The sequence below is a fragment of the Photobacterium sagamiensis genome (genome assembly GCF_050337085.1).
GTDB lineage: Bacteria > Pseudomonadota > Gammaproteobacteria > Enterobacterales > Vibrionaceae > Photobacterium > Photobacterium sagamiensis.
In genome coordinates, this window is the sequence record NZ_JAKJSP010000033.1 from 57,791 (window position 1) to 81,010 (window position 23,220).

The 23,220-nt window shown below is 44.4% G+C and carries 20 protein-coding genes and 1 pseudogene; 11 read left to right on the plus strand and 10 right to left on the minus strand.

Features of this window, described 5'->3' with window-relative positions; all coding sequences use genetic code 11:
- Nucleotides 1-25: 25 nt before the first annotated feature.
- Nucleotides 26-1,135 carry a tetratricopeptide repeat protein gene (locus L4D76_RS16600; RefSeq protein WP_428442014.1) on the minus strand — a complete coding sequence of 370 codons (1,110 nt, stop codon included), beginning with the start codon at nt 1,133-1,135 and terminating at the stop codon, nt 26-28.
- Between the two features lie 580 nt (nt 1,136-1,715).
- Between L4D76_RS16600 and L4D76_RS16605 the strand changes: the two genes are divergently transcribed.
- Both L4D76_RS16605 and L4D76_RS16610 read left to right on the plus strand, forming a co-directional pair.
- Nucleotides 1,716-2,702, plus strand: coding sequence for a phospholipase A (locus tag L4D76_RS16605; protein ID WP_428442015.1), 987 nt, complete (start codon nt 1,716-1,718; stop codon nt 2,700-2,702).
- Between the two features lie 551 nt (nt 2,703-3,253).
- Nucleotides 3,254-4,060 (plus strand): hypothetical protein, encoded by an 807-nt coding sequence (locus tag L4D76_RS16610; RefSeq protein ID WP_428442016.1) that lies wholly within the window; start codon nt 3,254-3,256, stop codon nt 4,058-4,060.
- A gap of 220 nt (nt 4,061-4,280) precedes the next feature.
- Here the strand turns inward: L4D76_RS16610 and L4D76_RS16615 are convergent, their stop codons facing one another.
- The 6 genes from L4D76_RS16615 to gntH form a co-directional block, all read right to left on the minus strand.
- A complete protein-coding gene (locus tag L4D76_RS16615) occupies nt 4,281-5,243 on the minus strand; it encodes a metal ABC transporter substrate-binding protein (protein ID WP_428442017.1) in 963 nt (320 codons plus the stop codon).
- A gap of 14 nt (nt 5,244-5,257) precedes the next feature.
- Entirely contained in the window at nt 5,258-6,439 is a 1,182-nt protein-coding gene (locus tag L4D76_RS16620) for an ABC transporter permease family protein (protein ID WP_428442018.1), read from the minus strand.
- Nucleotides 6,440-7,108 carry an ABC transporter ATP-binding protein gene (locus tag L4D76_RS16625; protein ID WP_428442019.1) on the minus strand — a complete coding sequence of 223 codons (669 nt, stop codon included), beginning with the start codon at nt 7,106-7,108 and terminating at the stop codon, nt 6,440-6,442. It lies immediately after the preceding gene.
- Nucleotides 7,109-7,116: 8 nt separating this feature from the next.
- A complete protein-coding gene (locus L4D76_RS16630) occupies nt 7,117-8,850 on the minus strand; it encodes a hypothetical protein (RefSeq protein ID WP_428442020.1) in 1,734 nt (577 codons plus the stop codon).
- A 433-nt stretch (nt 8,851-9,283) separates the two neighbouring features.
- A complete protein-coding gene (locus tag L4D76_RS16635; RefSeq protein WP_428442021.1) occupies nt 9,284-9,928 on the minus strand; it encodes a hypothetical protein in 645 nt (214 codons plus the stop codon).
- 424 nt (nt 9,929-10,352) lie between these two features.
- The gene (gene gntH, locus L4D76_RS16640) at nt 10,353-11,567 is read right to left on the minus strand and encodes a guanitoxin biosynthesis MBL fold metallo-hydrolase GntH (RefSeq protein WP_428442022.1); all 1,215 of its coding nucleotides are present in this window, start codon (nt 11,565-11,567) and stop codon (nt 10,353-10,355) included.
- 282 nt (nt 11,568-11,849) lie between these two features.
- On the opposite strand from gntH, the gene L4D76_RS16645 reads away from it, so the two are divergent.
- The 4 genes from L4D76_RS16645 to L4D76_RS16660 all read left to right on the plus strand — a co-directional run bounded on the left by L4D76_RS16645 (nt 11,850) and on the right by L4D76_RS16660 (nt 15,624).
- Nucleotides 11,850-12,446: a TetR/AcrR family transcriptional regulator gene (locus tag L4D76_RS16645; RefSeq protein WP_428442023.1), complete on the plus strand. Its 597-nt coding sequence runs from the start codon at nt 11,850-11,852 to the stop codon at nt 12,444-12,446.
- A 101-nt stretch (nt 12,447-12,547) separates the two neighbouring features.
- The gene (locus L4D76_RS16650; protein WP_428442024.1) at nt 12,548-13,729 is read left to right on the plus strand and encodes an NADH:flavin oxidoreductase/NADH oxidase family protein; all 1,182 of its coding nucleotides are present in this window, start codon (nt 12,548-12,550) and stop codon (nt 13,727-13,729) included.
- Nucleotides 13,730-13,802: 73 nt separating this feature from the next.
- Nucleotides 13,803-14,615 carry an enoyl-CoA hydratase/isomerase family protein gene (locus tag L4D76_RS16655; RefSeq protein ID WP_428442025.1) on the plus strand — a complete coding sequence of 271 codons (813 nt, stop codon included), beginning with the start codon at nt 13,803-13,805 and terminating at the stop codon, nt 14,613-14,615.
- Between the two features lie 127 nt (nt 14,616-14,742).
- Complete coding sequence (locus L4D76_RS16660; RefSeq protein ID WP_428442026.1) at nt 14,743-15,624, plus strand: radical SAM protein; 882 nt, start codon at nt 14,743-14,745, stop codon at nt 15,622-15,624.
- A 298-nt stretch (nt 15,625-15,922) separates the two neighbouring features.
- Here the strand turns inward: L4D76_RS16660 and L4D76_RS16665 are convergent, their stop codons facing one another.
- From L4D76_RS16665 to L4D76_RS16675, 3 genes are all read right to left on the minus strand, one after another.
- Nucleotides 15,923-17,047, minus strand: a complete 1,125-nt coding sequence (locus L4D76_RS16665; protein ID WP_428442027.1) for an acyl-CoA desaturase — start codon at nt 17,045-17,047, stop codon at nt 15,923-15,925.
- 504 nt (nt 17,048-17,551) lie between these two features.
- Nucleotides 17,552-18,022 (minus strand): hypothetical protein, encoded by a 471-nt coding sequence (locus tag L4D76_RS16670; RefSeq protein WP_428442028.1) that lies wholly within the window; start codon nt 18,020-18,022, stop codon nt 17,552-17,554.
- Between the two features lie 98 nt (nt 18,023-18,120).
- Entirely contained in the window at nt 18,121-18,537 is a 417-nt protein-coding gene (locus tag L4D76_RS16675; RefSeq protein ID WP_428442029.1) for a hypothetical protein, read from the minus strand.
- Between the two features lie 261 nt (nt 18,538-18,798).
- Here L4D76_RS16675 and msrP point away from each other — a divergent pair, with 261 nt between their 5' ends.
- The 5 genes and pseudogenes from msrP (at nt 18,799) to cspE (ending at nt 23,147) form a co-directional block, all read left to right on the plus strand.
- Nucleotides 18,799-19,818, plus strand: coding sequence for a protein-methionine-sulfoxide reductase catalytic subunit MsrP (msrP, locus tag L4D76_RS16680; RefSeq protein ID WP_428442030.1), 1,020 nt, complete (start codon nt 18,799-18,801; stop codon nt 19,816-19,818).
- The gene (gene msrQ / locus L4D76_RS16685) at nt 19,818-20,447 is read left to right on the plus strand and encodes a protein-methionine-sulfoxide reductase heme-binding subunit MsrQ (RefSeq protein WP_428442031.1); all 630 of its coding nucleotides are present in this window, start codon (nt 19,818-19,820) and stop codon (nt 20,445-20,447) included. Before msrP ends, msrQ begins: the two co-directional genes overlap by 1 nt.
- Before the next feature lie 547 nt (nt 20,448-20,994).
- The gene (locus L4D76_RS16690) at nt 20,995-21,618 is read left to right on the plus strand and encodes a hypothetical protein (RefSeq protein ID WP_428442032.1); all 624 of its coding nucleotides are present in this window, start codon (nt 20,995-20,997) and stop codon (nt 21,616-21,618) included.
- A 433-nt stretch (nt 21,619-22,051) separates the two neighbouring features.
- Nucleotides 22,052-22,432 (plus strand): annotated as a pseudogene (locus L4D76_RS16695) (DDE-type integrase/transposase/recombinase).
- A gap of 505 nt (nt 22,433-22,937) precedes the next feature.
- Nucleotides 22,938-23,147, plus strand: coding sequence for a transcription antiterminator/RNA stability regulator CspE (cspE, locus tag L4D76_RS16700; protein ID WP_428442033.1), 210 nt, complete (start codon nt 22,938-22,940; stop codon nt 23,145-23,147).
- Nucleotides 23,148-23,220 lie beyond the last annotated feature (73 nt).

The following is a 23,220-nucleotide window of genomic DNA, read 5'->3' on the forward strand; positions in this document are numbered from 1 at the left end:
GATAGTGTCAATAATCTCTGTATTATTAGTCTGCAGTCGTCATCAGGATGGCCTGCTGTTTGCGAATATCATCGATCTGACTGCGATAGGTGACCCTGTAGTGGGCTGATATTTTGCTCAGCTCGGACATAGCCTGTTCAGCCTGGGCCCACTGTCGGGTGTGATAGGAGGCGAGGAACAGCTGCTCAAGATTCCAGCGGTCATACGGATCCAGCTCCAATAACCTGCTCAGATCGGCAAGCAGTGGCTGCCATTGATTGTCTGCAGCCAGTGCCTGAGCGCGGATCGCCAACACATCCAGATCTTCCGGCTTTGCCTCGAGGTAGTGCGTTAGCTCTGAAATCGCCTGCTGATGTTTACCGCTTTGATGTGCCCAGATCCCGCCCAAACGATGTAATTCAATATTCTCGATCTGGTGTTCTCGGGCGCGTAGCAACCAGTCACCGGCATTTTCTAACAGCCCCAGCGACAGGTAACTGCTGACTGCAGTGATATAACTGGAGACAATGGTAGAGTCGATGCGATGGGCCTGTTCACAACACTGCGCCGCTTGCTCAAACTCTTCATCCTGGTAGTAACAACCGGCCAGATTCTGATAGCCGCCGACAAAGTCAGGTGCCTTTTCTATACATGCCTTAAAATATCCGGTCGCTTTTTCAATATTGCCGTTGCAAACCTGGATATACCCTTGGTGAAACAGCACCATGTGATTATCCGGGTTGAGGCTGTTAGCGGCGGAAAAAGCCTGCTCAGCTTGCTGGTACTCACCGAGGTGTTGCAGCGCAATGCCTCGTTTGATCTCAAACTCATCGTCTGCCAACAACTGCTGGTGGTTTGTCACCATGCTTAGTACCAGCTGAAAAAGCTTGGCCGATATCAGCAGATCAAATGCTTTGCCTAATTCTGCTTCACTGAAGGATTGCTCGCGCATGACATCGCTAAGTACTGAGGTAAAGGCCTCGTGTTCGATCCAATCGATATAACGTGGGTCATTGCCATGATTAACGTTACTGAACTGATTTTTTAAGAATGTAAATTTGCTATTGAGCAAATCAGTTAGTTGCGCATCTGACGCGAATTTATGGGTTTGCTGCTGAAGAAAATCCAGCAAATTAAACCACTTACTACTAATCATAAACATGCCACTTACGTTACTGAAGATAATAATCGAATCAATTTACCCGCCATCTCAGCTACATCCACGAAGCTAAAAAGGTGAGTTCTACACCGAAAAACAATGTCGCCATAACGCCGAACTGAGTCGTCGTATTCTTAATCCCTATCCAATATGACACTGCCACCTTCGCAGCAGTACCGTACCGAACAGTGCGATAATGGGTTTAAGTGATTTTTTGCAAAGGACTAAATGATTGAATGATTGAACCTCTTGAGCTCCAAATAGTTCTCAAGGTGTTTCATATGTATCCATCAAACCTGAAAAAAGACAGCAGTATCTGGTAGTCACAATCAAGCCAAAGAGCCTCGCCATAGATCTTAGACGCTAATAAAATCGATTAAAACTACGCGAAAAGGAATACCATCTATGCGTTTTTCGCATAATTGAAAGGAAGGGTAACTCTGTGGCGTTTCAAGCAGACGGGTTGCCAGCTTTGCTTATCAAAAAGTTATGCCAGTATGGTTTGCCTGAAAAAGTTGATGCGACAAAAACTTAGAACTAATGTTAAGTAAACAAGGATGTTTAGCAGAGGAAAATCATGTTAAAACAACTAATAATAAGCTTGATGATCATATATTCGGCCAACAGCTTCGCCCTGGCTGATTGTTGGAAAATCGACGATGCTGATGAGCGACTAACCTGCTACGACAACTCGATGAATACAGATCAAGCTCCGTCGCCTCACCACGACAGTACCGAAACATCAACCACAGAGGCGCCGGTAGAATTTGACATTGACACTGCAAGTTACTCCGGGATTATTAATTTCTTTGACGAGCAGAAGCTGTTCCGATTATCACCTCATGAGCCTAGTTATATACTGCCAGCCGCCTATAATAGCAAACCCAACGAAGATATTTGGCAGCAGATAAAACCTGGTAGCGAAATTGACGAAATGGAGGTCAAATTCCAAATCAGCGCCAAAATCAAATTTTGGGACGACCTGTACAAAGACAACTGGGATCTCTGGTTTGGTTATACGCAAACCGCCTGGTGGCAGCTGTACAACGCTGACGCGTCCGCCCCCTTTCGCGAGACCAACTACAGTCCAGAGATCTTTGCCAGCTATTATTCAAATATCAATATCCTGGGATTTACCTTGTTGGAGACAGATATTGGATTCCGTCACCAGTCCAATGGTCGGGCAGAGCTACTTTCTCGTAGCTGGAATCGCATCTATGCCAATTTTCAACTCGAAAAAGGTAATTTCCTGCTGTGGCTCCAACCCTGGTATCGCATTCCCGAGGATGCCGACGATGACGATAACCCGGATATTCATAAGTATATGGGTTATGGTAATTTCCGATTGATCTACAAAAACGAGGGGCACCTCTACAGCATATTACTGCGTAATAATTTAGCCAGCGATAACAAGGGAGCCGTAGAACTCAGCTGGGCTTTCCCTCTCTATGACACGGTAAAAATCTATTTACAGTATTACAATGGTTATGGCGAAAGCCTGATCGATTACGATCACGATGTGAATCGCATTAGCCTGGGAATACTCCTCTATGATTGGATCTAACCCAGAACAAAAGCACTAAGAATGAAATACTTGCAATCAATACGTTACGCTATCGGGGCAATATCCCAGCGATAGCGTAACCACTTAATTTGGTTCTATTCCCTCTAATGAGTACTCACAGCTTCGGCAATGGTGGCGGTACGAAACCCTTCCACCGCCCATTGGCAATGTATTCCGAGAGCTTCGAATTTTCATCTACCTTTGTGCGATACGCTTTAAGATAACCCTCTGTAGTGCAGGTCGGTAAGGCCAATTCCGAAACCACCGCTTCACAGACCACGATATCGTCATCGGTTACGTTAATAACCGTCAGGTCAGTTACTAGGTTTTATTAGTGGAAGCGAATAGGCTGCGCAATTTATTCGTCAGACATGGACAAACACAACCGTATATTGTCTTCAATATAAGATTAAATAATAGACGATAAAGTTCTGTTGAAGATGAAATATGCCAACTGCCAAAATTGAAACTATAGTAATAATCAGCGCCAGCGTCGTATCACCACACAGCAGCAACTGGCATTCTTTTTTCAGTCAATACAGGATGGAGATATGAGAAGAATATTCAAATTAATGATATCAGTCGCAGCTAGCCTGATGGCACCTGTCGTATTTTCCAATCCTACTTTTGAGTCAAAAGGAGACGGTTGGACGTTATCGGCAGGTCTATACCTTATCACTCAAAATATAGAAGCAGACTCAACAGTTAATACGCCTGATGGTGGCTCATCTACTCTTCCGGTATCGCTGGATTTCGGTAACATTATGGATAACCAAGACGGTCTAGGTGCTGTTTTTTTCCGTTACGGTAACGGTACCTGGGGCGTAGAGCTTGATTATGCGTTCATCTCATTGAAAAATAGACCAAATCAAACTATCGGTCCGATCACTATTGATAAAATTACATTCGATGTCGAAGAGCTTGAAATTTATGGTACCTACCGTCTACAACATACCGATTTCACGACAGAATTTTTAGCCGGTCTTCGCTATATCAATCATGAGCTGGACATTGATCAAACAATCCAAACTCCCCAACCTGTACCAACGTCGCAATCAATATCAGCCAGTTTTGGCGATGATTGGACTGATCCCTTTTTCGGTGTCCGACTAATCAACAACATTGCAGATACCAACTGGTTTTACCTAACACGCTTTGATATTGGTGGCTTCGGTGTTGGTTCTGATCTGACATGGCGGTTTGATCTGGGCGGAGGTTACGCATGGGATAACGGCTGGCAGGCCGTTGCCAAGTACAAGAGGCTTGATATCGACTTTGATAATGACTCATCAAGCGACCGCTATGCCTATGATGGCTATGAGCATGGCATATTGCTCGGAGCGGCCTACAGTTTTTAAGCTGTTTGTTACGCATGAAAGAGTACGGTCAGGAAAAACAGGACTGGCGCCCGGCTATGTATGAAAAGCTAGAAAAATAGCCGGTTATGCTCAATTGAAACAAGGCCTTCGCCCATCAAGGGGGCCTTTATGCCTATTACGATAACGCTGACAGGCCCTCATATGCTCTGCCACTAACTATTAATGGGCTAAGGCGGTGTAATATCAATAACAGAACACTTCAATTACTTTGCAACTTAGCGGTTTCCAGCAAGCTATCGAGCAGTTCAGCCAGATTCTCAATATTAATTAGTTGTATCGCCAACCAGTCCCCCTCCGCAACAGTATTAGCCGCCGGGCTGACGACAACACTGTATACCCCCAGATCACGTAATCGTCGCAGGGTTTCAGGTATTGGCTCTCCTTCCCAAATCATGATCCGTACCGGCTGCTCGGCCAACATCTGTTGCAGCTCCTGCCACTGAGTATCCGTTGGGGCCTGTTCTGGCTCCCAGTGCAAAGATCGACCATTCACTTGATAGCGACGTTGAAAATACTGATATACCGGGTGTGAAAAGATAACCGACTCACCTCCCAGGCGGGCTAACTGCTGCTGAAAACGCTTATCCAATGTTAATAGTTGTTGCTGTAGTGCGGCCAAACGAAGTTCGAAATCGGCAGCCTGCTCTGGCCAACGACCCATTAATTCTTCACCCAACTTGTTTACCTGCTGTGAGGCCTGGAGCATATCCATCCAGGTGGTTATCGCAAAGCCGCGATGATTGTGTTCACCCTCAAGGCCATGGCTATGAGTAACGCCCTCCTCAATAGGGATCCACTCATGCTGAAAACCCTCGCTGGTGCTCAGTAGCCTGGAGGTGGGTAAAGAGACCATGGTTAACCAACTCTCATAACCGGCACCGTTCAGCACAATAAGATCAGCTCGTTGAAATTCTGCTATGTGTTGCGCAGTTGGTCGCCAAGTCGCTGGATCACCGGCGGTATCAATGGGGAACTGCACATCAATATCGTTACCTGCCAGCTCCGTAGCAAAGTAATAGAGGGGGTTATTACTCACCATGATCAACGGCTTGGTCTGTGACGACAACGAAGACTCTGTTTCACTGCCAGTACCATATGGCTCACAAGCGCTTAGCGTGAGCATCAGACCAATTAACGGTAACAGTCGGAATTTGATATGCATCGGTATCATCCTTTTTACGCAATCAACCATTGTTGCAGCAAAACAACACCAAACTGCTGACTGCAAACGACTAAAACTGCAGCCAATAGCGCACTGGCAACAATCACAACGACTATTTCTGCGGCTAACAGTACCGTCAATTGGCCGCGGCTGGCCCCGATACGAGTCAGGCTTTCCACTTCATTACGGCGCAGGCGCATCGACAGCATAAATACCAGTGCCGCAACCAGCAATGTTGCGCCGCCTATTACCGTGACGGCAATAACCACATAATTACGTACGGTAAAAACGGTATCGAGTAACTCTTGCATGACTATCTGAGAGCGAACAATCTGATTATCCAACTTAGGAGCAGCAAATCGCCCTTGCAGCAATACCGCCGCCTTATCACTATGGGGGACCGGTATCACGCTGCTGACTGGTAGCTGGCGCAGATCACCGTGAAAGTGAAAGCTATCAATGTTGTCCGGGGTAATTTCATTCCAGGTTTGCACCGAGGCATTAGCAATGAGGGTATCGCCCTCTTTTTTAAGAATTTGTCGCACCGCTGAACTCTGGTTAAGATCCTGATGACCATGACCTAAGCCCTCTATCACCCACGTGGTTTTAATGTCGGTGAAAATGGCTTTATCATCAGGGCCAAAGCTACGCTTTAATACACCGACAACAGGCATTTTCAGTGGATAAATGCCGGCAATGTCAAACACACTCTCGGGTGACGATATTACCGAGTCACCCACACCAATACCCAGGGTTTCAGCGACTTGCGCACCAATAACTGTCTCACCCAATAAAGCGATAGAGCGGCCACTCGCTAATTGGTGCTGGCGATAATTAAAATAGGACAAGATTGTTCCCACAATGGGAAATTGCTGTGAGTGAAAACGCACATAAAGCGGGATAGCATCGGCCAGCCCCATAGACTGCAAGTTTTCTACGTCAGCATAAACCATGGGTGCCGGTGTATCAGAGCGAAAGTATAAGGTGTTGAGTACCAATTCCAACGGGCTGCCATGACGGCCAATAACCAGGGGAGTTTGATCGGCACGCGCCATTAACTGCTCGGCCGTGCGATCAATTAATAACTGAATCGTCACCGGTAACCAAAAGACCAGGGTGATCGCCGTGACTAACAGTGCTGTTTTCACTCGGTGGTAGCGCAGGTACTGATAAGCGAGATAGAGCGTTCCCATCACTTATGGCTCCTCTGCACAGATAAAGTCATTAAGATCCACGACCCGGTCAAATTGGCCTAATAGCGAGTGATCATGGGTGACTGTCAGTAATGCACTGTGATTGGCTTTTGTTTCAGCAATGATCTTCTCTAAGGCAAGGTGTTTATTACGCGGGTCAAGGTTACCTGTAGGTTCATCGGCAAGAAGAATTGGGGGCTGTAGCAACAGGGCCCGGCAAATCGCCACTCGCTGTCGTTCACCCTGTGAGAGCGCATTAACGGGACGATGGAGCTTATCCGCAATACCCAGTGACATCGCCAGTTTATCGGCGCGAAGCTTGAGTTCATCATTAATAGTGAAACTTTCCAGTAACCGTGCCGTTAGTAAAATATTGTCGAGTACCGATAGGTAAGACAACAGCTCAAAGCCCTGAAAAACCATACCAATATGTTGTAAGCGATAACGTCTGGCCTGAGCTGAATGCATCGCTGATATACGTTGCTCGCCTATAGAGATGGTGCCACTGTCAGGTTTCAGTATTCCTGCAAACAAATTCAACAGCGTGGTTTTCCCTGAGCCGCTGGGACCAATCAGTGCCAATGTTTCACCGGCGGCAATATCCAGCTTAGCAATGTTGAGCTGAAACTGAGTTTGAGAATAAGCAAAACTGAGCTCTCTAACCCGTAGCATGGCCACTCCTACAAACGTTCTTCGTGTATCACCGTCATTGATGTCAATTTCCATTGCTCTGATACCGGTTCAATCATCAACTTTGCCTGATACTGGTTGTTGCGTTGATGAACATGGCCCCAGTGACCCACAGAGCCCCTTACGATCCAGCTAACGTCAGCCTGAAATCCATCACTTTGCGTCGCTTCTGATAAAGCGACAGATTGCACTTCCACGGATTTAACTTTGGCTCTTGCTCCCCCCTGATTAACCAGTTCCAGGCCACGACGGGTTTCCAGATAAATATTTGTTAGCAAGTCACCGGTTACTGATCGCGATAAGGTATCGTAAATGGCATCTTCTTCCCGATAATCAAATGCACGATAGATATTGTGAAGCAAACCATCGACTATTTGCTCACCCCGCTGCTCGCCGGGCAGGCTGGCTTTACCTAATAAAGAAGCTGCTCCGGCAGCCACTGCAACAAACAGCGCCACCAACATAACCGGCTTTCGACGCTGAGGTTGTTGAGCGGCCTTTATAATGATGAGCAACATCATCAGGCAAATTATATACAGCAGCCAGCGCGATCCATAAAGCCATTGCTGCCAGTCTGCCGGTGGAGAAGCGATGACTTTTAAGGTGGGTATTGTTGGATTTTTCAGGTAATTTGTCCAAACCAACTTTTGCCAGTCTGGCTGTAAATAGGTCGGTAACGCCCCAGCTTCATCGACCGCAGACGCCGGTACCGATTTAATTCGATCATCCCAGAGATCCCAGTCCATCACCACTTCATCCGGTAATTCAGCCCGGGGATAGACAAAAATGGCACCGAGTATCGCACCATCAATATCCAATTCCGCCGGAGGGTCTATAACACGGGAACTGGTCAATGTTCGTTCTAGAAAATTTACACTGTCCAGCAGCCCTGTTACGGATTTGCCGTTAATCGTGACGGGATGATGCCGGGATAAAAAATCAGCTACTTTTAATTTAAGCTCACCTTGTATAGCCACCGGAATCGTTGATTTACCGTCAAGCCCCAAATCCAGCCAGCGCTGTAAGTCTTTAGGTCTCACAATAATTTCTTTACGGACCTCAAGCGGTTCTACATAGATAAAACCACTCATAGGCGCAAAATACTGACGACGCAGGTTACGGGTATTAAATGTACTGTACCAGGGGTCTTGCCAGTCCAACGTCAGCGTATAACCACTGCTTAAATAACGAAAGTCATTAACGGCAATACCCTTGTGATAAGCAACAAAGCCAATATCGACTACACCGTACTTATGCGGTGCCTGAAATACCAGCGCCTCAGGTTGCTTCTCAAATGGATAAAAGAGCGTGGCTTTCACCACATCTTCAAGCTCATCTTCCGGTATGGGTAATGGCGCTCCGGTAATGCCATCACGAATAATGCGTTTGGCCGGGTTGATAGCAACCAAGATAGCAGTGAGTGGTTTTTGATTATCGTAAAGAACCAGATCTTCAGAAGATAGCAGGGGGAATCGTTCTGCAAACGGTGTCTGGCCAAAATCTAAGTGCTGATATATCGGATCCGGAAGTAAATTGCGAAAGGCCGAAAGAGCCGTTAACCCTATCTCAAGTTCAACCCGAACGCCCTTCTCTTCAATATAGAATTCAGCAATGGTCGAGGCTTTCATTGCCTGACTGCGGATTAAGGCGTCACCGTAAACGTACCACGGGAAAAACATAATCATCCATAAAATAATCTTTCTCAGCACTATGCGGTTATCCATTTTCACCTCAAAGCAACCAATTGGCCCAAGCAAAAAATAACAGTGATCATGTTGCAATCGATGCACCTATTGCCGCAACCATTCGGCAACCGATTTTGACTACAAGCCTGAGTTTACTTTTATGCTAGCAGAGGGAAAGATCCCCTTGGGTAATCAAGAGTATAGAACAGAATACATCACATAGTGGGCGATTAACCGTTGCACTGATTTTTTCAATCCGCAGCTATATCATGGGAACAATAAAATATACGGTTAAAGATGGGAAAATTGATATCTGGTTGCCCGATGACAGCTTAGCAAAATGAAAATCGCATACACGATGGCATGAGATCTACGGTTAAAGATCCTGATAGCACTATCGAAGCCTTTAGAATGGTATTTAAGTTACCACTACGACAACGGCAGGATTTTATCAAAAATATAGTCGCACATATCATTTCTTGGGCAGTATTTTCTCCCCGGCATCTCCAATCAATTTAAATGGCGTTGAAACCACTCCTTTGACTGTTCCAGTAACAGCACCTTTAGATATATTTTCTGCTGTACTTTGAGCATTCACTACAATACCCTCAATTCTATCTAATGTTTCAGGCGTCATCTCTCTAATTTTAGAAACCTCAGTCAGGGTCGGGTAAGCAACAGTTTTTCGTAATACTTTACTTTCATTTAAAACGTCAGGTATCACTTTACTACTGTATAAATGCAAATCTTTTCTAATACCCGGTATCGTATCAGTGAGTGCCCGCTCAACGTTAGAAATAAGTGGATTGATAGTTTCTTTCCTTAGAACCCTACTCTCTTCGAGAACATCTGGGATAGATTTATTTATATCATCAATTGAATTTGTTGCATTTGATACCACCTGAATAATCGCAGGAAGTTCATCTATCATTTTTTGACTCACTAATAACCATTCGTTAATATTCAAATCCTTTTCAACAGATTCAATCTTAGATATTAATGTTGGAATGTTATTATTTGCGTCTTTGATCACAACGGTGAATTGCCCAATACTATATGCAAAATAGAAAATAGAGCAAGATAATATAATGGTACTGATTGCACGCAGATGAATCATAACTTGGCCACCTATCAGTAATGTCTAGCTTGCTATTTAGTATAGCTAATGGCCGTTATCAGTAGCGCTACTCTAACCGATTATTATCACCCTATCCTATCTCTGTGCTCACACTCAGGTTCTTTATAACAAATTAACAACCCAGAATGTCATCACTCCCTTGACGGCTTTGTTAAACAAGTCAGATTGAACAATTTGTAAGTTCACGGATCTAGTCTTAATTGTTCCTGTTTGGCTTAATACATCATCATGACTGTTGATGAATAATATTTACCTGAAAAATCAATAGCTATGGATAACCTCGCTTTGAACATTGAAACGAGATCACCCATTATGCTGATTGATCACTCACATCCAATCACAGCTGTTTGCGACAAGACCCCATAGAGCATCTAACTTGCCGGAACCGTTTTATTTAATCGCATTAATCGATTGGTTGAGTGGGCGGCGGATTGAAGCCCTTCAAGGTTCCGTTTTTCAGCCATTCAGACATAAGTCCGGTCGCCGGGTTCCCACGGGGGGCGGTATCCCACGCTTCACTGGTACCTTGCGGCCATGCCTCATGATTAAAAGTCACTTCTCTGACCTCAACATGATCTTTAGTTAAGTTGATCACTGTCAAATCATCAGCCATTGTCAATGGGCCATCGTAGGTCTTGCGAATTCCTTCGTAAATTGCCATTTCGATATCACGATGGTTCCAGTAGTGATAAGCCACCGCCATCCGCGGTTTCACTGAGGACATCAGCTTTCCAAAACCTTCAGGGGGAGTATGAATGACTGAAGTCACCCAATAGGCTTGCTTATAAGGAAAGCCGGAGATATCTACCCACTGCTCGGGAGTGAAAAAGGCCTCATGCACCACGACATCGGCGCCTTTGGCTTCCTTATCAAACCATTTGTTAGGCACGCTGTCGCCACCGAAGACAAAACTCAGCCCGTTCCAATCGAGACGAAAACTAACTGAACCATCGCGGATATGGATCGCGGGAAACGATGTCACTTTTACGCCGTTCTCATCGTAAATGACCGCGGTTTTGGAGTAATCAAATTCATGCGCAACAATTTCGCCACCAGCATTTGGCAAGGTGCCTGCTCGGGATGTTACGTCCCAAGCCCACGCCTCGCGGATATGATCAACATGTATCTTAACGCCTAATTCGGGGGTCGAACCAGAGGGGCCATACACCTGCAGGGGTTTATATCGCCCATTTAGCCAACCACCAACCCAAAGTCCGGCAAGATCGCCGATATGATCAGTATGTAGGTGAGAGACGAATACTTTGTCCAATTTTGCGTAGTCAACCTCAAGCCCAGCTAAGCGATCAGTGGCACCCGTTCCCAAATCAAACAGGAAAGAATCACCATTACCGAGTTCAACTAAAAACGACGCCGCGACATTACTGGGTGACTGGTTCGGCATGCCTGTACCTAATGCAGTTATACGCATTTCAGCCTTGCCAATTTTTTCTGTATTGGGATAGAAGGTACGTGGATACTTATTATTTTTGATCTCCTGAGGGATACGCCCGCCAGGGTAACTGCTGCCGTCAATAGTATCGGGCTTTGCATTGACCGAAAGGGAAACAAATAAAAATGTGAACAGACAAATTAGCCATCGCCTTTTTAACAGAGCCATAATACGCTTCCTTTTAATTTATTGTCTTACGTTCAAAAGGAAGTTTAGATTATGAGGATGGTGTTGATAGAACTTAGTTAATCGGCAAGCCTCGTTTCTCATGACTGAGAATACATTCAACTGGTAACCGGTTTCTTTACGAAGAGCGACGGGCAAATCAGAGAAACCCAGCGCCGTGCGTTTTCAGTGAATAAGTAAGTCCGTGGAATGGAAGATCAAAAATTACTAGACGACCGGTCTATTCATTGGTAGGCTATAGCAAATGGTCTACATGGTCTTGTTATGTCGAATCGTAAACAACTTAGCCAAGCAATGATCTGTGATGCAGGTGAAATGTTATTTTCTCGCCATGGTTACAGTGCTGTAGGTATCAAAATGATCCTTGATGAAGTGGGAATACCCAAAGGTTCATTTTATCATTACTTTAAGAGTAAAGAAGCTTTCGCAGTAGAAGTGGCAGAGCAGTATTTCACTCAACGCTTTGAGCGTTTTTGTAATGCTCTAGCCAAAGATGATGCATGCATTAGTGAGGTTATCCTCTCTAGCTATGAATCAGAAATAGACGAAATGTTTCAGCATGAAAAAGTTCGTGGTTGTGTTCTCGGAAACCTGTTCATTGAAGCGAACAGTGACCTGGAACTACTTCGAGCCAAGCTAAACGACATATACACGCGTTGGCTTGCGGTCTTCACAGAATGTATTGAAAAAGGCCAAAAGCAGGGTGAGTTTCGAAAGGATATTGACGCAAAGCAATTAGCTTCAATGTTTTGGGCGCACTGGGAAGGTACAGTTTTAAAGTTTCAAGTTTCTTCGGACAAAGAACAAGTAAAACAAGAAATGAGGAACTTCACCCGGTTAATGGCGAACCCTTCATGCTAGTTATTACAAGAGCAGGATGAATTATCCATTGTGCCACATTGGGCTTCGGCCCAATATTTTTTAACAAAATAATAGACGACCGGTCTAATATAGGTGACGAAATGATCTCTACCCCTTTAACGATTAATCAACTCAAGATAAAAAATCGTATTTTCAAACCTGCAATGTCCGAGCAAATGGCTGACAAGCACGGCAACCCAAAAGCTTCACTGCTTTCACGCCTATACAGAACGTGGGCGCAAGGTGGAACGGGGTTACTTCTATCAGGGAACATCATGGTAGATAGAGATGCCCTCGGTGAACCAATGAATATTATCCTGGATGAGAAATCGGACTTAGAGCCTTTTACAGCCTGGGTAAATAGCGCGAAAACTAATGGGGCTGCTTTCTTTGCGCAAATAAATCATCCGGGTAAACAGGTACCTAAATTTTTAGATTCTAAGCCAATGGGACCATCTGCAATCGCGATTGAGGGGCCATTAGCAAGTGGTTTTAATCCACCGCGAGAAATGACTGAAAAGGACATCAAACGCGTTATACAGCAGTTTGCTACTACCGCGAAACTATGCAAACAAGCGGGATTTGACGGTATTGAATTGCATGGTGCCCATGGGTATTTAATCAATCAGTTCTTATCCCCTCGACACAATAAGCGCACAGATAAATGGAAAAATGGAGAGTTGTTTTTGATCAGTGTCTATAGGCAAGTTCGAGCGGCTGTCGGAGGTAGTTTTCCGATCATCATTAAGCTTAACTCATCAGATTTTGAGAAAGGTGGCTATAGTGAAACAGACGCCATTGGGGTAATGAAAATGCTTGAACAAGAAGGCATTGACGCTATCGAGATTTCCGGTGGAACCTACGAATCGCAATCAATGACGGGAGATGGTCAACCGTCTGGTGGCTACTTCTTAGAGTTCGCAAAGGGTGCACGCAAGGAATTGACCATTCCACTCATAATTACAGGAGGGTTCCAGTCAAAGCAACACATGGAAGCGGCGCTTAACGACAACATTGATATGGTCGGCATTGGTAGACCGCTGATTTTAAAGCCAAACTTACCAATTGAAATTATGCAAGGGAGCAATGAGATATACCAAAATGATATGCGCCGAAGTCGCTGGAATTATTTGAACATTATTTCCATGTTGTCTTGGTGGGAATCACAAATGTTGAGAATTGCAAAGGGCAAGCAACCTAACCCCAAAATGCACGTTTTTCACGCTGTCATTCATGCATTGACACATGTAGGCATGAAAGCCTTTGCTCCGCGCAGGGGTTAAGTGCAAATGGCCGCACGCCAGCCCTGATTAAAGCTATTACCGATGAAAGATGAAAGATGAAGAGGATATAGAAATGAGAAAACTGACTATCACAAACAACAACGGCATTGCGAATGTTGTTATGAATAACCCACCCGTTAATATTTTAACTATTGATTTGATTAACGAAATTAACGAATTCGTTCTGTCATTAGAGGATGATCGCGACACCAAAGTTGTTGTCTTCAAGTCGCTTCATGAACAATTTTTCCTCGCTCACCTGGATCTGAATATCATTAATGGTACGCAAGGAGGGCAAGCAGCATGTATCGAATTCAGTCATATGATCAATAACATCAAAGCCATGAAGCAGCTTTCAATTGCTGTCGTCGATGGTGTTGCCCGTGGTGGTGGTAATGAATTCGTTATGGCTTGTGACTTGGCGTATGGCACCGAAAAATCGGCATTTGCTCAGCCTGAACTGTTTATCAACATTCCGACTGGTGGCCAGGGCGCGGTTCAATTTGCCCGTCGCCTGGGGAAAAACAAGGCCCTGCAAGCATTGTTAACTGGCGCTGATTTTACGCCACAACAAGCTGAAGCTTTAAACATTATCACTCAGTTCGTCCCTAAAGCTGAAATGGACGCATTCCTTGACCAGATCCTATCGATCGCTGGTAACTGGGAAGTTCGCGATATTGTGATGTACAAAGAAATCGTCGCAACTTCGATTAAAGATGAAGATGCCGGTACAGAGCTCGAATTGCGCTACTTCCTTGAGCGAGCCAAAGAGGAAAAAACGCAGACAATTATCTCTGCATTCTTGAAGCATGGTGGCCAGACCGAACGAGAAGCTCAAGATCTACAGGGGATATTTATTGATACTGCAGCGGAGCTTACAAAATAAACACAGCCCTATCACAAATAAAGGCAGCCGACGCAAAATAGCGCGGCTGCATTATTTACAGTGTTCCAATGACCTGAGATTTGGAAGGATTTTCCGCTTAATTGCTATATCTCAAATGAGGTGATTCATGAGGTACGAAGGTGACATTTACCGACCACCACCAGAAGCCGATGCGTACATATTGCAATGCACGATTGGTTGTTCTTACAACAAGTGTACCTATTGTTCAATGTACAAAGATGTGCGCTATCGGGTTCGTCCAATGGAAGAGCTTAAAGAAGATATACAAATGGCGCGACGAACCTTTGGATCGAAGGTCAGTAAAGTATTCTTAAGCGATGGTGATGCAATTTCGCTTCCGACAAGCGTGTTGCTAGAAATTTTATCTGAGCTCTATGCCGCTTTTCCAGAACTTCAGCATGTGAGTACATACGCTGGCCCTCAGAGCACGCTAAATAAAACACTGGATGAATTAAAGCTGCTAAAGAAAGCAGGATTAACCATGACCTACTTAGGTGTTGAATCTGGTGCTGATGAAGTGTTACGTGCTGTGCGTAAAGGGGTTACGGCCAAAGAGATGCTTGAAGCCGGCAGTAATATCGTTAAGTCTGGAATGACGCTCGCTGTGATGGTGATGGTTGGTCTGGGAGGTAGCGGAGAACGTTCTCAAATTCACGCTATGAAAACTGCCGAGCTAATCAACCAGATGAAACCTCACCTATTGGGAACATTAACGACTGTGCCGATGGAAGGTACGGTTCTGTTCAGACAAACTATCAAGGGTGACTTTAAGCTGCTCGACCCTTATGAAGTACTGGAAGAAATGAAGATGTTACTGGAGCATATTGAACTGCAAAACTTGTATGTCGACGGTACTCATGCTTCCAATCTATTACCGATAAAAGGGTTACTTAAAGACAGCAAGTCTGAGATGCTAGCTCAGATCAATAAATACCTACAAAGCAAGGAGGAAAATTTAATCGGTAAAGCTTACGTTGGACGGTTCTGAGTCTTCCATTAAAGCCGCTATATATCCAAACCACCTTCATCGTTTTGCTGTGATAACTATTGTTATTGATAAATTTATCTTGCAGATCCCTTTAAGGATCTAGCCCGAACTGCTCACAATCTAGGTTATTACACGCATTAACTTGAATGCCATTGTAGATATAATACCAATCGGGACAATTATCCCGATTGGTATAAAGTATCATCGCGCTTGACTTTGATGAGCCAGGGCAAGAGTTTACCCCCCCCACAAAAATGGCCCTTAGCAGAATAAGCGACGGTATTACAGGCCATCAAAATTAAGCGTATTGTGCTGTGATCATCTTCCAGGCTTTACGCTGCTCTTTTAGGTGTCTTTTCATTTCGCTGTATTGCTGCACAAATTCGAAATTTTCATAGTGCTTGACCAGACGCGCTTTCTTCAGCTCAATCATTCGCTTCTTAGCGGTGTAATAATCTGAAATTTTCATCATCAGCGCTTCGTATTCCTCTTGCAGCCTTTCCTGACACACATTGCTATGCGATGTACTGGATAGCTTTGTCTGCAAGCGTTTAAGCGTCATTGTCGCTCTGGCTTTCTCGATACGCTCTTCCGGACATACCCGTAAATTTTTAGTCAAACCAAGCCAGAAACATGACTTAATCAACCACTTTGTCGGATCAAACTGCCACCAGCGAATACCATTACGGTAATCATTTTCAAAGATATGGTGATAGTTGTGGTATCCCTCTCCGAAAGTCAAAAACGCAAGAAAACCATTGTCACGCGCCGTATGTTTATCCGTATATGGCTGAGATCCCCAGAAATGAGCCAACGAGTTAATAAAGAACGTTGTATGGTGACTTAACACCAAGCGTACGACACCGACTAACAATAATGCTCCCCACACATCGCCATGGATCAGACCAAACAGTAATGGGATTCCGAAGTTTGTGACAATCGCTAAAGCTGCATAATATTTGTGTTGCCACATCACTATTTTGTCTTTCTGCAAATCACGGCAATTTGAGTAATCCGTGTAGCGGCTCGCATGGTACTCTCTGAGCATCCAGCCAATATGGCTATAAAAGAATCCCATCTTCGCTGAATAAGGATCTTTCTCATTATTATCAACGTGGCGGTGATGAACCCGGTGGTCGGAAGACCAATGCAGTACGCTGTTTTGCAATGCAAAAGCACCGCCGATGGCAAAGATAAAACGCAATACAGCGTTCGCTTCATATGCCTTGTGCGACCATAAACGATGGTATCCCGCCGTAATAGACATACCGCAATAACTAAACGCGAGCACCAGCATGACCACCTGTGCCCAGTCAAAGCCTACAAAATAGGCATAAAGCGGTGTGGCAATCACTGCAATGGCTAACGTAACAGTAAAAATAAAGGCATTCAGCCAAATAATCGGTGGTCTGTTAGTCGACATTCTTAAACCTTTTTGCATTTCAGCGTACATGTGTGCGCCAGAATAATCATCGAATGAATCTGGGTCAATCAGAAAATGTCATTTTTGTTACCAAATGTAATGTATGTGTTATTCCAGACACAATTCAACGACTCTCAGCCGTTAAATTGTGAGGACACTGCTTCAACTAAACGATGGAGTGCAGATTCACCGAGTACCCAGAAATGAGAGGTTTTACACCGCTGGATATGGATAGCTGACAACGGTAGTGATTAAGACTAGTACCTTAACGCAATGAAGAACCTGGTTGGTATATAAGCCCTTCAAATTTCACCGCACATGGATCCCTGATAACCGCCAGCTAAGTCTTGAGCAAGTCTGTAAGTCTACTGTCTGGCGGTTTCTGGGATGACGACTGTTTGGCTTCATCGATAAAGAATTAATGAATAGTTGAAGCGCCTGAACCTGTCATCCCGGAATCGAGGCACGAGATATCCGGGATCCAGTGCTAACCGTGTTTCTGACTTAGTTAAAACAGATATCGACAGAATTAAACCGCGAGTAAGGATCCTGATATTCATCCGTGTCTTGCTGATAAAATACGGCAGGCATACGTTCTGACAGACCCGCCTTTTTCAAAGCCAGATGTTCTTCGCGGGTAATGATGACGTAATGTAGATGCTGATCTAACATGCATTGTATCTGCTCTATACTGGCTTCATCATCTCGTACCAGAGTTTTTAGCATCCCGGTAATGACGGATAATGGCAGCAGCATATCTCGAACCAGCCGCTTGCGATTGCTCACGTTACTGGCAGCAAGTGATCGGGGGCCATGACCGAAAATCGCTTCCCAATCGGCTTTCCCCTGATTTGTTACCAGATCATGCTGATAACAGTAATAAGCTTCAAGAAAGTGACGCAAGTAATGAAAGCGCTCAGCGTACACTTCCAGATAGATATGTTGCAGTTCCAAGTTAGCATGGAATTGATTCATAACTGATATTTTCCATATCTATTAGCTAATCCAGTAATATCGCCAGACACAATAACGCGGTATATGCCGCGTTACGTTGTCAATAATACGAATTGGTATTACAAGTTGAAACGCACACCAAATGCGCCTTCTACCTCGAAGCCAGAGTCCTTTTCAAGATACCATGTTGTTCCCGCTTCAGCATAAAGGTGGAATGTGCGATATGGGATCTCTAATCCCAGACCAACGCGAGGTCCCCACTGCTGTTCACTATCATCAACCCACTGTATGCCAACGAAAGAGTACAACGGTGAATTTTCTATACGTCCTGATAACCGGCCCAGGTTCCACATAGCATCTGCAGAAACGCTGAATGTATCTAAACCGACAGCAAACTTGAAATCATCCTGGAACTTAACGGTAATGCCTGACGTTGGCGAGCCCAGAAAAATACCCGTGCTTAGTGGCGTCGTCATCGCCGATGTGTATGAAGGTAGCAACAACAGCGATGACACTAATACTACTTTTTTAATCATTCCTGATCCCTAAACGGTCCTAACCAGCATATCTCTGGCGTTTTAATTTACTCATGGGACTATGTCCTTTTTTCGACAAGGAAAGTACCTGCTTTATTTTTGAATTCATAGAAATAAATGTTGCTGTTTGAAATTATTTTGCAACTTTACAGGTCATATCTGAAAGTGAAGTTCAACTACACTGCCCTTATAGCTGTCATTAATCGGCATTTAACAACACGACAACATAGCGAAACGGCACGGAACAGGTAGAGGAAAATTATGCTCATTAGAAAGCCTAGCCGCTGGACATTAAATGAAAACGAAGTGACCCCGGAGTCTGTCTACCAACACCGTCGGGATATATTGAAAAAGTTAGGTATCGCCTTAGTGGGAATGCCTATTGCAACTAACGCCCAGGCGGGTGTGTTTGATCTGTTCTCCGGTAACAAAAAGACCGATAGCGTTACAGATTTACGTCGCTCTTTAACCGCACCACAGTCATCAAGATACCACCCGGATTTATCTCTGACCCCTGAGAGTAAAATCCTTCAGTACAATAACTTTTATGAATTTGGTACTGATAAATCTGATCCCGCAGTTCGGGCTGCGAATTTTAAAACGGATCCCTGGTCAGTAAAAATAGATGGTTTAGTCAACAAACCAATCACTTTAGGCTACGACGATATCTTTAAGAAATTCCCTCTTGAAGAGCGTATCTATCGTTTACGCTGCGTTGAAGCATGGTCAATGAACATCCCGTGGATTGGCTTTTCACTGGCTGATTTGATCAAACTTGCAGATCCCAAAAGCAATGCCAAATATGTCGCGTTTGAAACCTTGTATGATCCTAAGCAGATGCCAGGGCAAGCATCGCGTCGTATTGGCGGGGGAATCGATTATCCTTATGTAGAAGGGCTGCGTTTAGATGAAGCGATGCACCCGCTAGCGTTAATCTCTGTAGGTTTGTACGGACGAACTCTCGCGCCTCAGAATGGTGCCCCACTTCGATTGGTTGTGCCATGGAAATACGGGTTTAAAAGTATCAAATCTATTGTACGCATCACGTTGACAGATAAAGAGCCACCAACAACCTGGAATCGCCTGGCACCACATGAATACGGCTTCTATGCCAACGTTAACCCTAAGGTCGATCACCCTCGCTGGAGTCAGGCCAGTGAGCGTTTTATTGGTGAAGGCAATCTGTTCAGCAGTCGTCGCCAGCCCAGCTTAGGCTTCAACGGCTATGAGAAAGATGTTGCCCATTTATATAAAGGCATGGATTTAAGGAAACAGTTCTGATGAAAATTGCCCCGCGACAGATATTCTGGCTAAAAGTGTTCATTCATACGGTGTCACTGGGTTTCCTACTGCTGTTGGTCGGGCAAACCTTAACGGGGAATTTAGGCGCTGATCCCATTGAAGGGATCAGCCACTTCACCGGTAAGGCGGCACTGAACACCTTGATGGTTACTTTACTGATCTCTCCTGTCGCACGATATTTCAAACAAGGAGCATTGGTCAAAATACGTCGGCTGGTGGGGCTTTACAGTTTCTTTTGGGCGGTTTTACACCTGGCTGGCTATCTGATCCTGGATCTGGGCTTAGATTGGCAATTACTCGGTAGCGAAATCATCTCTCGCCCGTACCTCACATTAGGCGCAACCAGCTGGATTATTCTCGGCGCATTAGCGGCGACCTCAACCCAAGGCATGCAAAGGCGCCTGGGGCGCCAATGGCAAAAGCTTCATAATTGGGTCTACCTGGCATTGATCTTATCACCTATCCATTATTACTGGTCGGTGAAATCGGACGTCATTGAACCGGGGCTATATTTGATCGTAGCTGCCATATTACTCGCTTGCCGCTGGAAAACGTTTAAACGCTGGCTTCCGACGACACCTTCTCACTTAGAGTCTCATCGCCACTAACAAGTTATATCTGACTAGTACCTAAACACAGTGAAGATGATTGATTAAAACAGTCAAAATCCGTCATCCCAGAAACCGCCAAACACTGAACTTGCAGGCTTTCTCAAAACTCACCTGGCGGTTATCAGGGATCCATCATGCACGGAAGGTTCAGTGGACTGTGGATCCCCGATAATCGCTACTGTAAATCCAATCGATAATGAAAAGATCAACATTAAGCGCTTCAATAGATGACAAAGAGCAAGGATGACGACGGTTTGGCTTCATAGATAAAAAACTAATCTGTTCAATCAATCATAATTAATGAGTCAAGGTACTAGTATCAATTCAGCCGAGTTTATTATCTCGCTCACGCTTCTAGCTACTAATTGCTCGAATCACCTGTAATTCATTGAATTGATGCAAGACAATCGCTTTTTTTCTGTTACGATACCGAATTATCCACGATAATATTCGGGTTATACTGGTCTGGACAATATGATCGATATAACTATCTGTTTAATAAGCGCTTTGAGTTATGTCGTTGCTTTTTTGGGGTTAGCTATTCTTGGTCAGTGATCTACTTGCTGTCAGCATTCAACAATTTCAGGATGACTGCTTACAATTGTGCGAGCAACATTATCCAACAGTGCATAACCGCGGTATGCGCGAAAACCATTTGGGTAAAGCACTTTGCCGCCGGATACTTGCGACCTTCCAGCAGGCAGGGCTCAATGTTGAGTTGCAACAGAGTGACGATGACAATGATTTGCCACAACCAATATTCAGCATCAGCTCTGACGACTTTACAATTTGGATCATTGCTCATCATCTGTTAAGTGCCAACCTCGCCCGCCGAGAAGCACTTGTTGAGACAATCGACACCGTAATGAAAAAGTACGAACCCAATAAAAGTAATCACTTATTACTTGTCGCCGACCATTGGTTCGACCGTAGTAAAGCCAGTAAAGAAATTCCCGCATGGTGGCTGGGTCAAGTACCAGAAAATCTGGATGACTACCGTCTTGATGGCATTCGTTTGCTCGACACACCGCGTACACTGCCTAAGAGTATCTCTGAACGTTATTCTTTCACTGAAGGGCAATTACAGCTTCATCACCCACTGAAACGCAGTGGGGATAAAAGAGTTGTACACAAATACATTGTACTGACGGCATACTACCCTATATAAGTGGCAAGCAGAGCGAGTTTCCCCGAATCCTGATGACCTACGATAAGTTATCAAAGTTCATTGTACCAACTTGATACTTAATACCACTAACTCAAGAAGGGACAAAACTTTGTTCGAGTGATTTACCTATTTGTCTCCTTTGACATTAGGAAAAATATCGCAAAGCTAGTTGTCTCTGGAAACTCTTGCCTAACGAATGATATAGACACCCTCTCCCTGGCAATCTCGTGTCATATCAGTCAAAGGAAATGTTACTCGGTTGTTCTGTTTAAAATCGCTTTACTCACCTCGGAATGCCCAATAGCTACCGAGTCGCCTAACCGTATCAAAAAACCGGTTCATCCGAAAAGGCGTACTTATCACAAGAGTATTTATTAACAGGCAACATACCCCCATCCATAGCATGAGCTTGCCCATCCAATCCAGCAACTCGATGACCAATTCCGAATTCAAATGGAAACACTTTTCTCCTGAAATCATTCTTTGGTGCCTTCGGTGGTATGGTTCGACACCGATGAGTTACGCAAATCTCAGCGACATGCTGACTGAGCGGAGGATTTCGGTTAATCGTTGGTTCATTGAGTATGCCCCGGCATTACGCAAGAAGTTACGTCGCCATTAATTCATCCGGACAGACTCTTCGTGGCAGATCGATGAAACCTACGTCAAAGTGGAGGAGAAATGGCACTACCTTTACCGTGCCATCAATAAACAAGGCGAGACACTGGATTTCTATTTCTCTCACAAACTACTGATTAAATCAGCCTTATCTGATTATTTGCAACAAGCCTCAACAGAGAGTTTATTTGTGTGATGAATGTAGCATATCCAATATTCTTAACAGCAYTGTAAGTGAAATTGGCTATATTTAATTCAGACTATTTTTAAATAGTTCTTTATATAAATTCTTCTACTATTTTTATTCTCAGGCTTACCCAGAGTRAAGGAGTCTATACTGCTACAGTTTTTATTCTCAGACTTACCCAGAGTAAAGGAGTCTATATAAGAGAGGCCGCCATTGGCGGCCTTTTTACGTTACAGGGTTATGATTYTGGTCACCTGTAAGGTCTGACCTGGCGTTGGTTATCCACCGATTTTGTGGAYAAAAAATGACCTATTTAATGTAATGAACATTTGCGCTAAYAAGCAGAATGTCAAAGGTCGTRCTTGGCTAAGCCTACGTTTCTATTYTTTTTGTGACGATAAGGTATTTTCAGACATTTTTAATTGGTATAACCCTGAGTTCATCTTTAATATGCACGTTGATTCGCACATACAAATCATTGCGAATTCTTTTATTGAAAATTTAGGTGAGGCTCATGTCAAAAGTAACTGGTATCGTTAAATGGTTCAACGAAGATAAAGGTTTTGGTTTTATCACTCAGGATAACGGCGGTGCTGACGTATTCGTTCATTTCCGAGCTATCGCTTCTGAAGGTTTTAAGACACTAGCTGAAGGCCAAAAAGTTTCTTTTGACCTAGAGCAAGGCCAAAAAGGCCCTCAAGCAGCGAACGTAGTTGCTTTATAATTAGAAGACTTATCTTCTGAAACAATGCTGGCTATGGCCGGCATTTTTTATACCTGTCGTTCGGTATACATTC

Bases quoted from the DNA above. Each gene is read 5' to 3' on its own strand.
- L4D76_RS16600 (WP_428442014.1), bottom strand. From the start codon at position 1,135: ATGATTAGTAGTAAGTGGTTTAATTTGCTGGATTTTCTTCAGCAGCAA.
- L4D76_RS16605 (WP_428442015.1), top strand. From the start codon at position 1,716: ATGTTAAAACAACTAATAATAAGCTTGATGATCATATATTCGGCCAAC.
- L4D76_RS16610 (WP_428442016.1), top strand. From the start codon at position 3,254: ATGAGAAGAATATTCAAATTAATGATATCAGTCGCAGCTAGCCTGATG.
- L4D76_RS16615 (WP_428442017.1), bottom strand. From the start codon at position 5,243: ATGCATATCAAATTCCGACTGTTACCGTTAATTGGTCTGATGCTCACG.
- L4D76_RS16625 (WP_428442019.1), bottom strand. From the start codon at position 7,108: ATGCTACGGGTTAGAGAGCTCAGTTTTGCTTATTCTCAAACTCAGTTT.
- L4D76_RS16630 (WP_428442020.1), bottom strand. From the start codon at position 8,850: ATGGATAACCGCATAGTGCTGAGAAAGATTATTTTATGGATGATTATG.
- L4D76_RS16635 (WP_428442021.1), bottom strand. From the start codon at position 9,928: ATGATTCATCTGCGTGCAATCAGTACCATTATATTATCTTGCTCTATT.
- gntH (WP_428442022.1), bottom strand. From the start codon at position 11,567: ATGGCTCTGTTAAAAAGGCGATGGCTAATTTGTCTGTTCACATTTTTA.
- L4D76_RS16645 (WP_428442023.1), top strand. From the start codon at position 11,850: ATGTCGAATCGTAAACAACTTAGCCAAGCAATGATCTGTGATGCAGGT.
- L4D76_RS16650 (WP_428442024.1), top strand. From the start codon at position 12,548: ATGATCTCTACCCCTTTAACGATTAATCAACTCAAGATAAAAAATCGT.
- L4D76_RS16655 (WP_428442025.1), top strand. From the start codon at position 13,803: ATGAGAAAACTGACTATCACAAACAACAACGGCATTGCGAATGTTGTT.
- L4D76_RS16660 (WP_428442026.1), top strand. From the start codon at position 14,743: ATGAGGTACGAAGGTGACATTTACCGACCACCACCAGAAGCCGATGCG.
- L4D76_RS16665 (WP_428442027.1), bottom strand. From the start codon at position 17,047: ATGTCGACTAACAGACCACCGATTATTTGGCTGAATGCCTTTATTTTT.
- L4D76_RS16670 (WP_428442028.1), bottom strand. From the start codon at position 18,022: ATGAATCAATTCCATGCTAACTTGGAACTGCAACATATCTATCTGGAA.
- L4D76_RS16675 (WP_428442029.1), bottom strand. From the start codon at position 18,537: ATGATTAAAAAAGTAGTATTAGTGTCATCGCTGTTGTTGCTACCTTCA.
- msrP (WP_428442030.1), top strand. From the start codon at position 18,799: ATGCTCATTAGAAAGCCTAGCCGCTGGACATTAAATGAAAACGAAGTG.
- msrQ (WP_428442031.1), top strand. From the start codon at position 19,818: ATGAAAATTGCCCCGCGACAGATATTCTGGCTAAAAGTGTTCATTCAT.
- cspE (WP_428442033.1), top strand. From the start codon at position 22,938: ATGTCAAAAGTAACTGGTATCGTTAAATGGTTCAACGAAGATAAAGGT.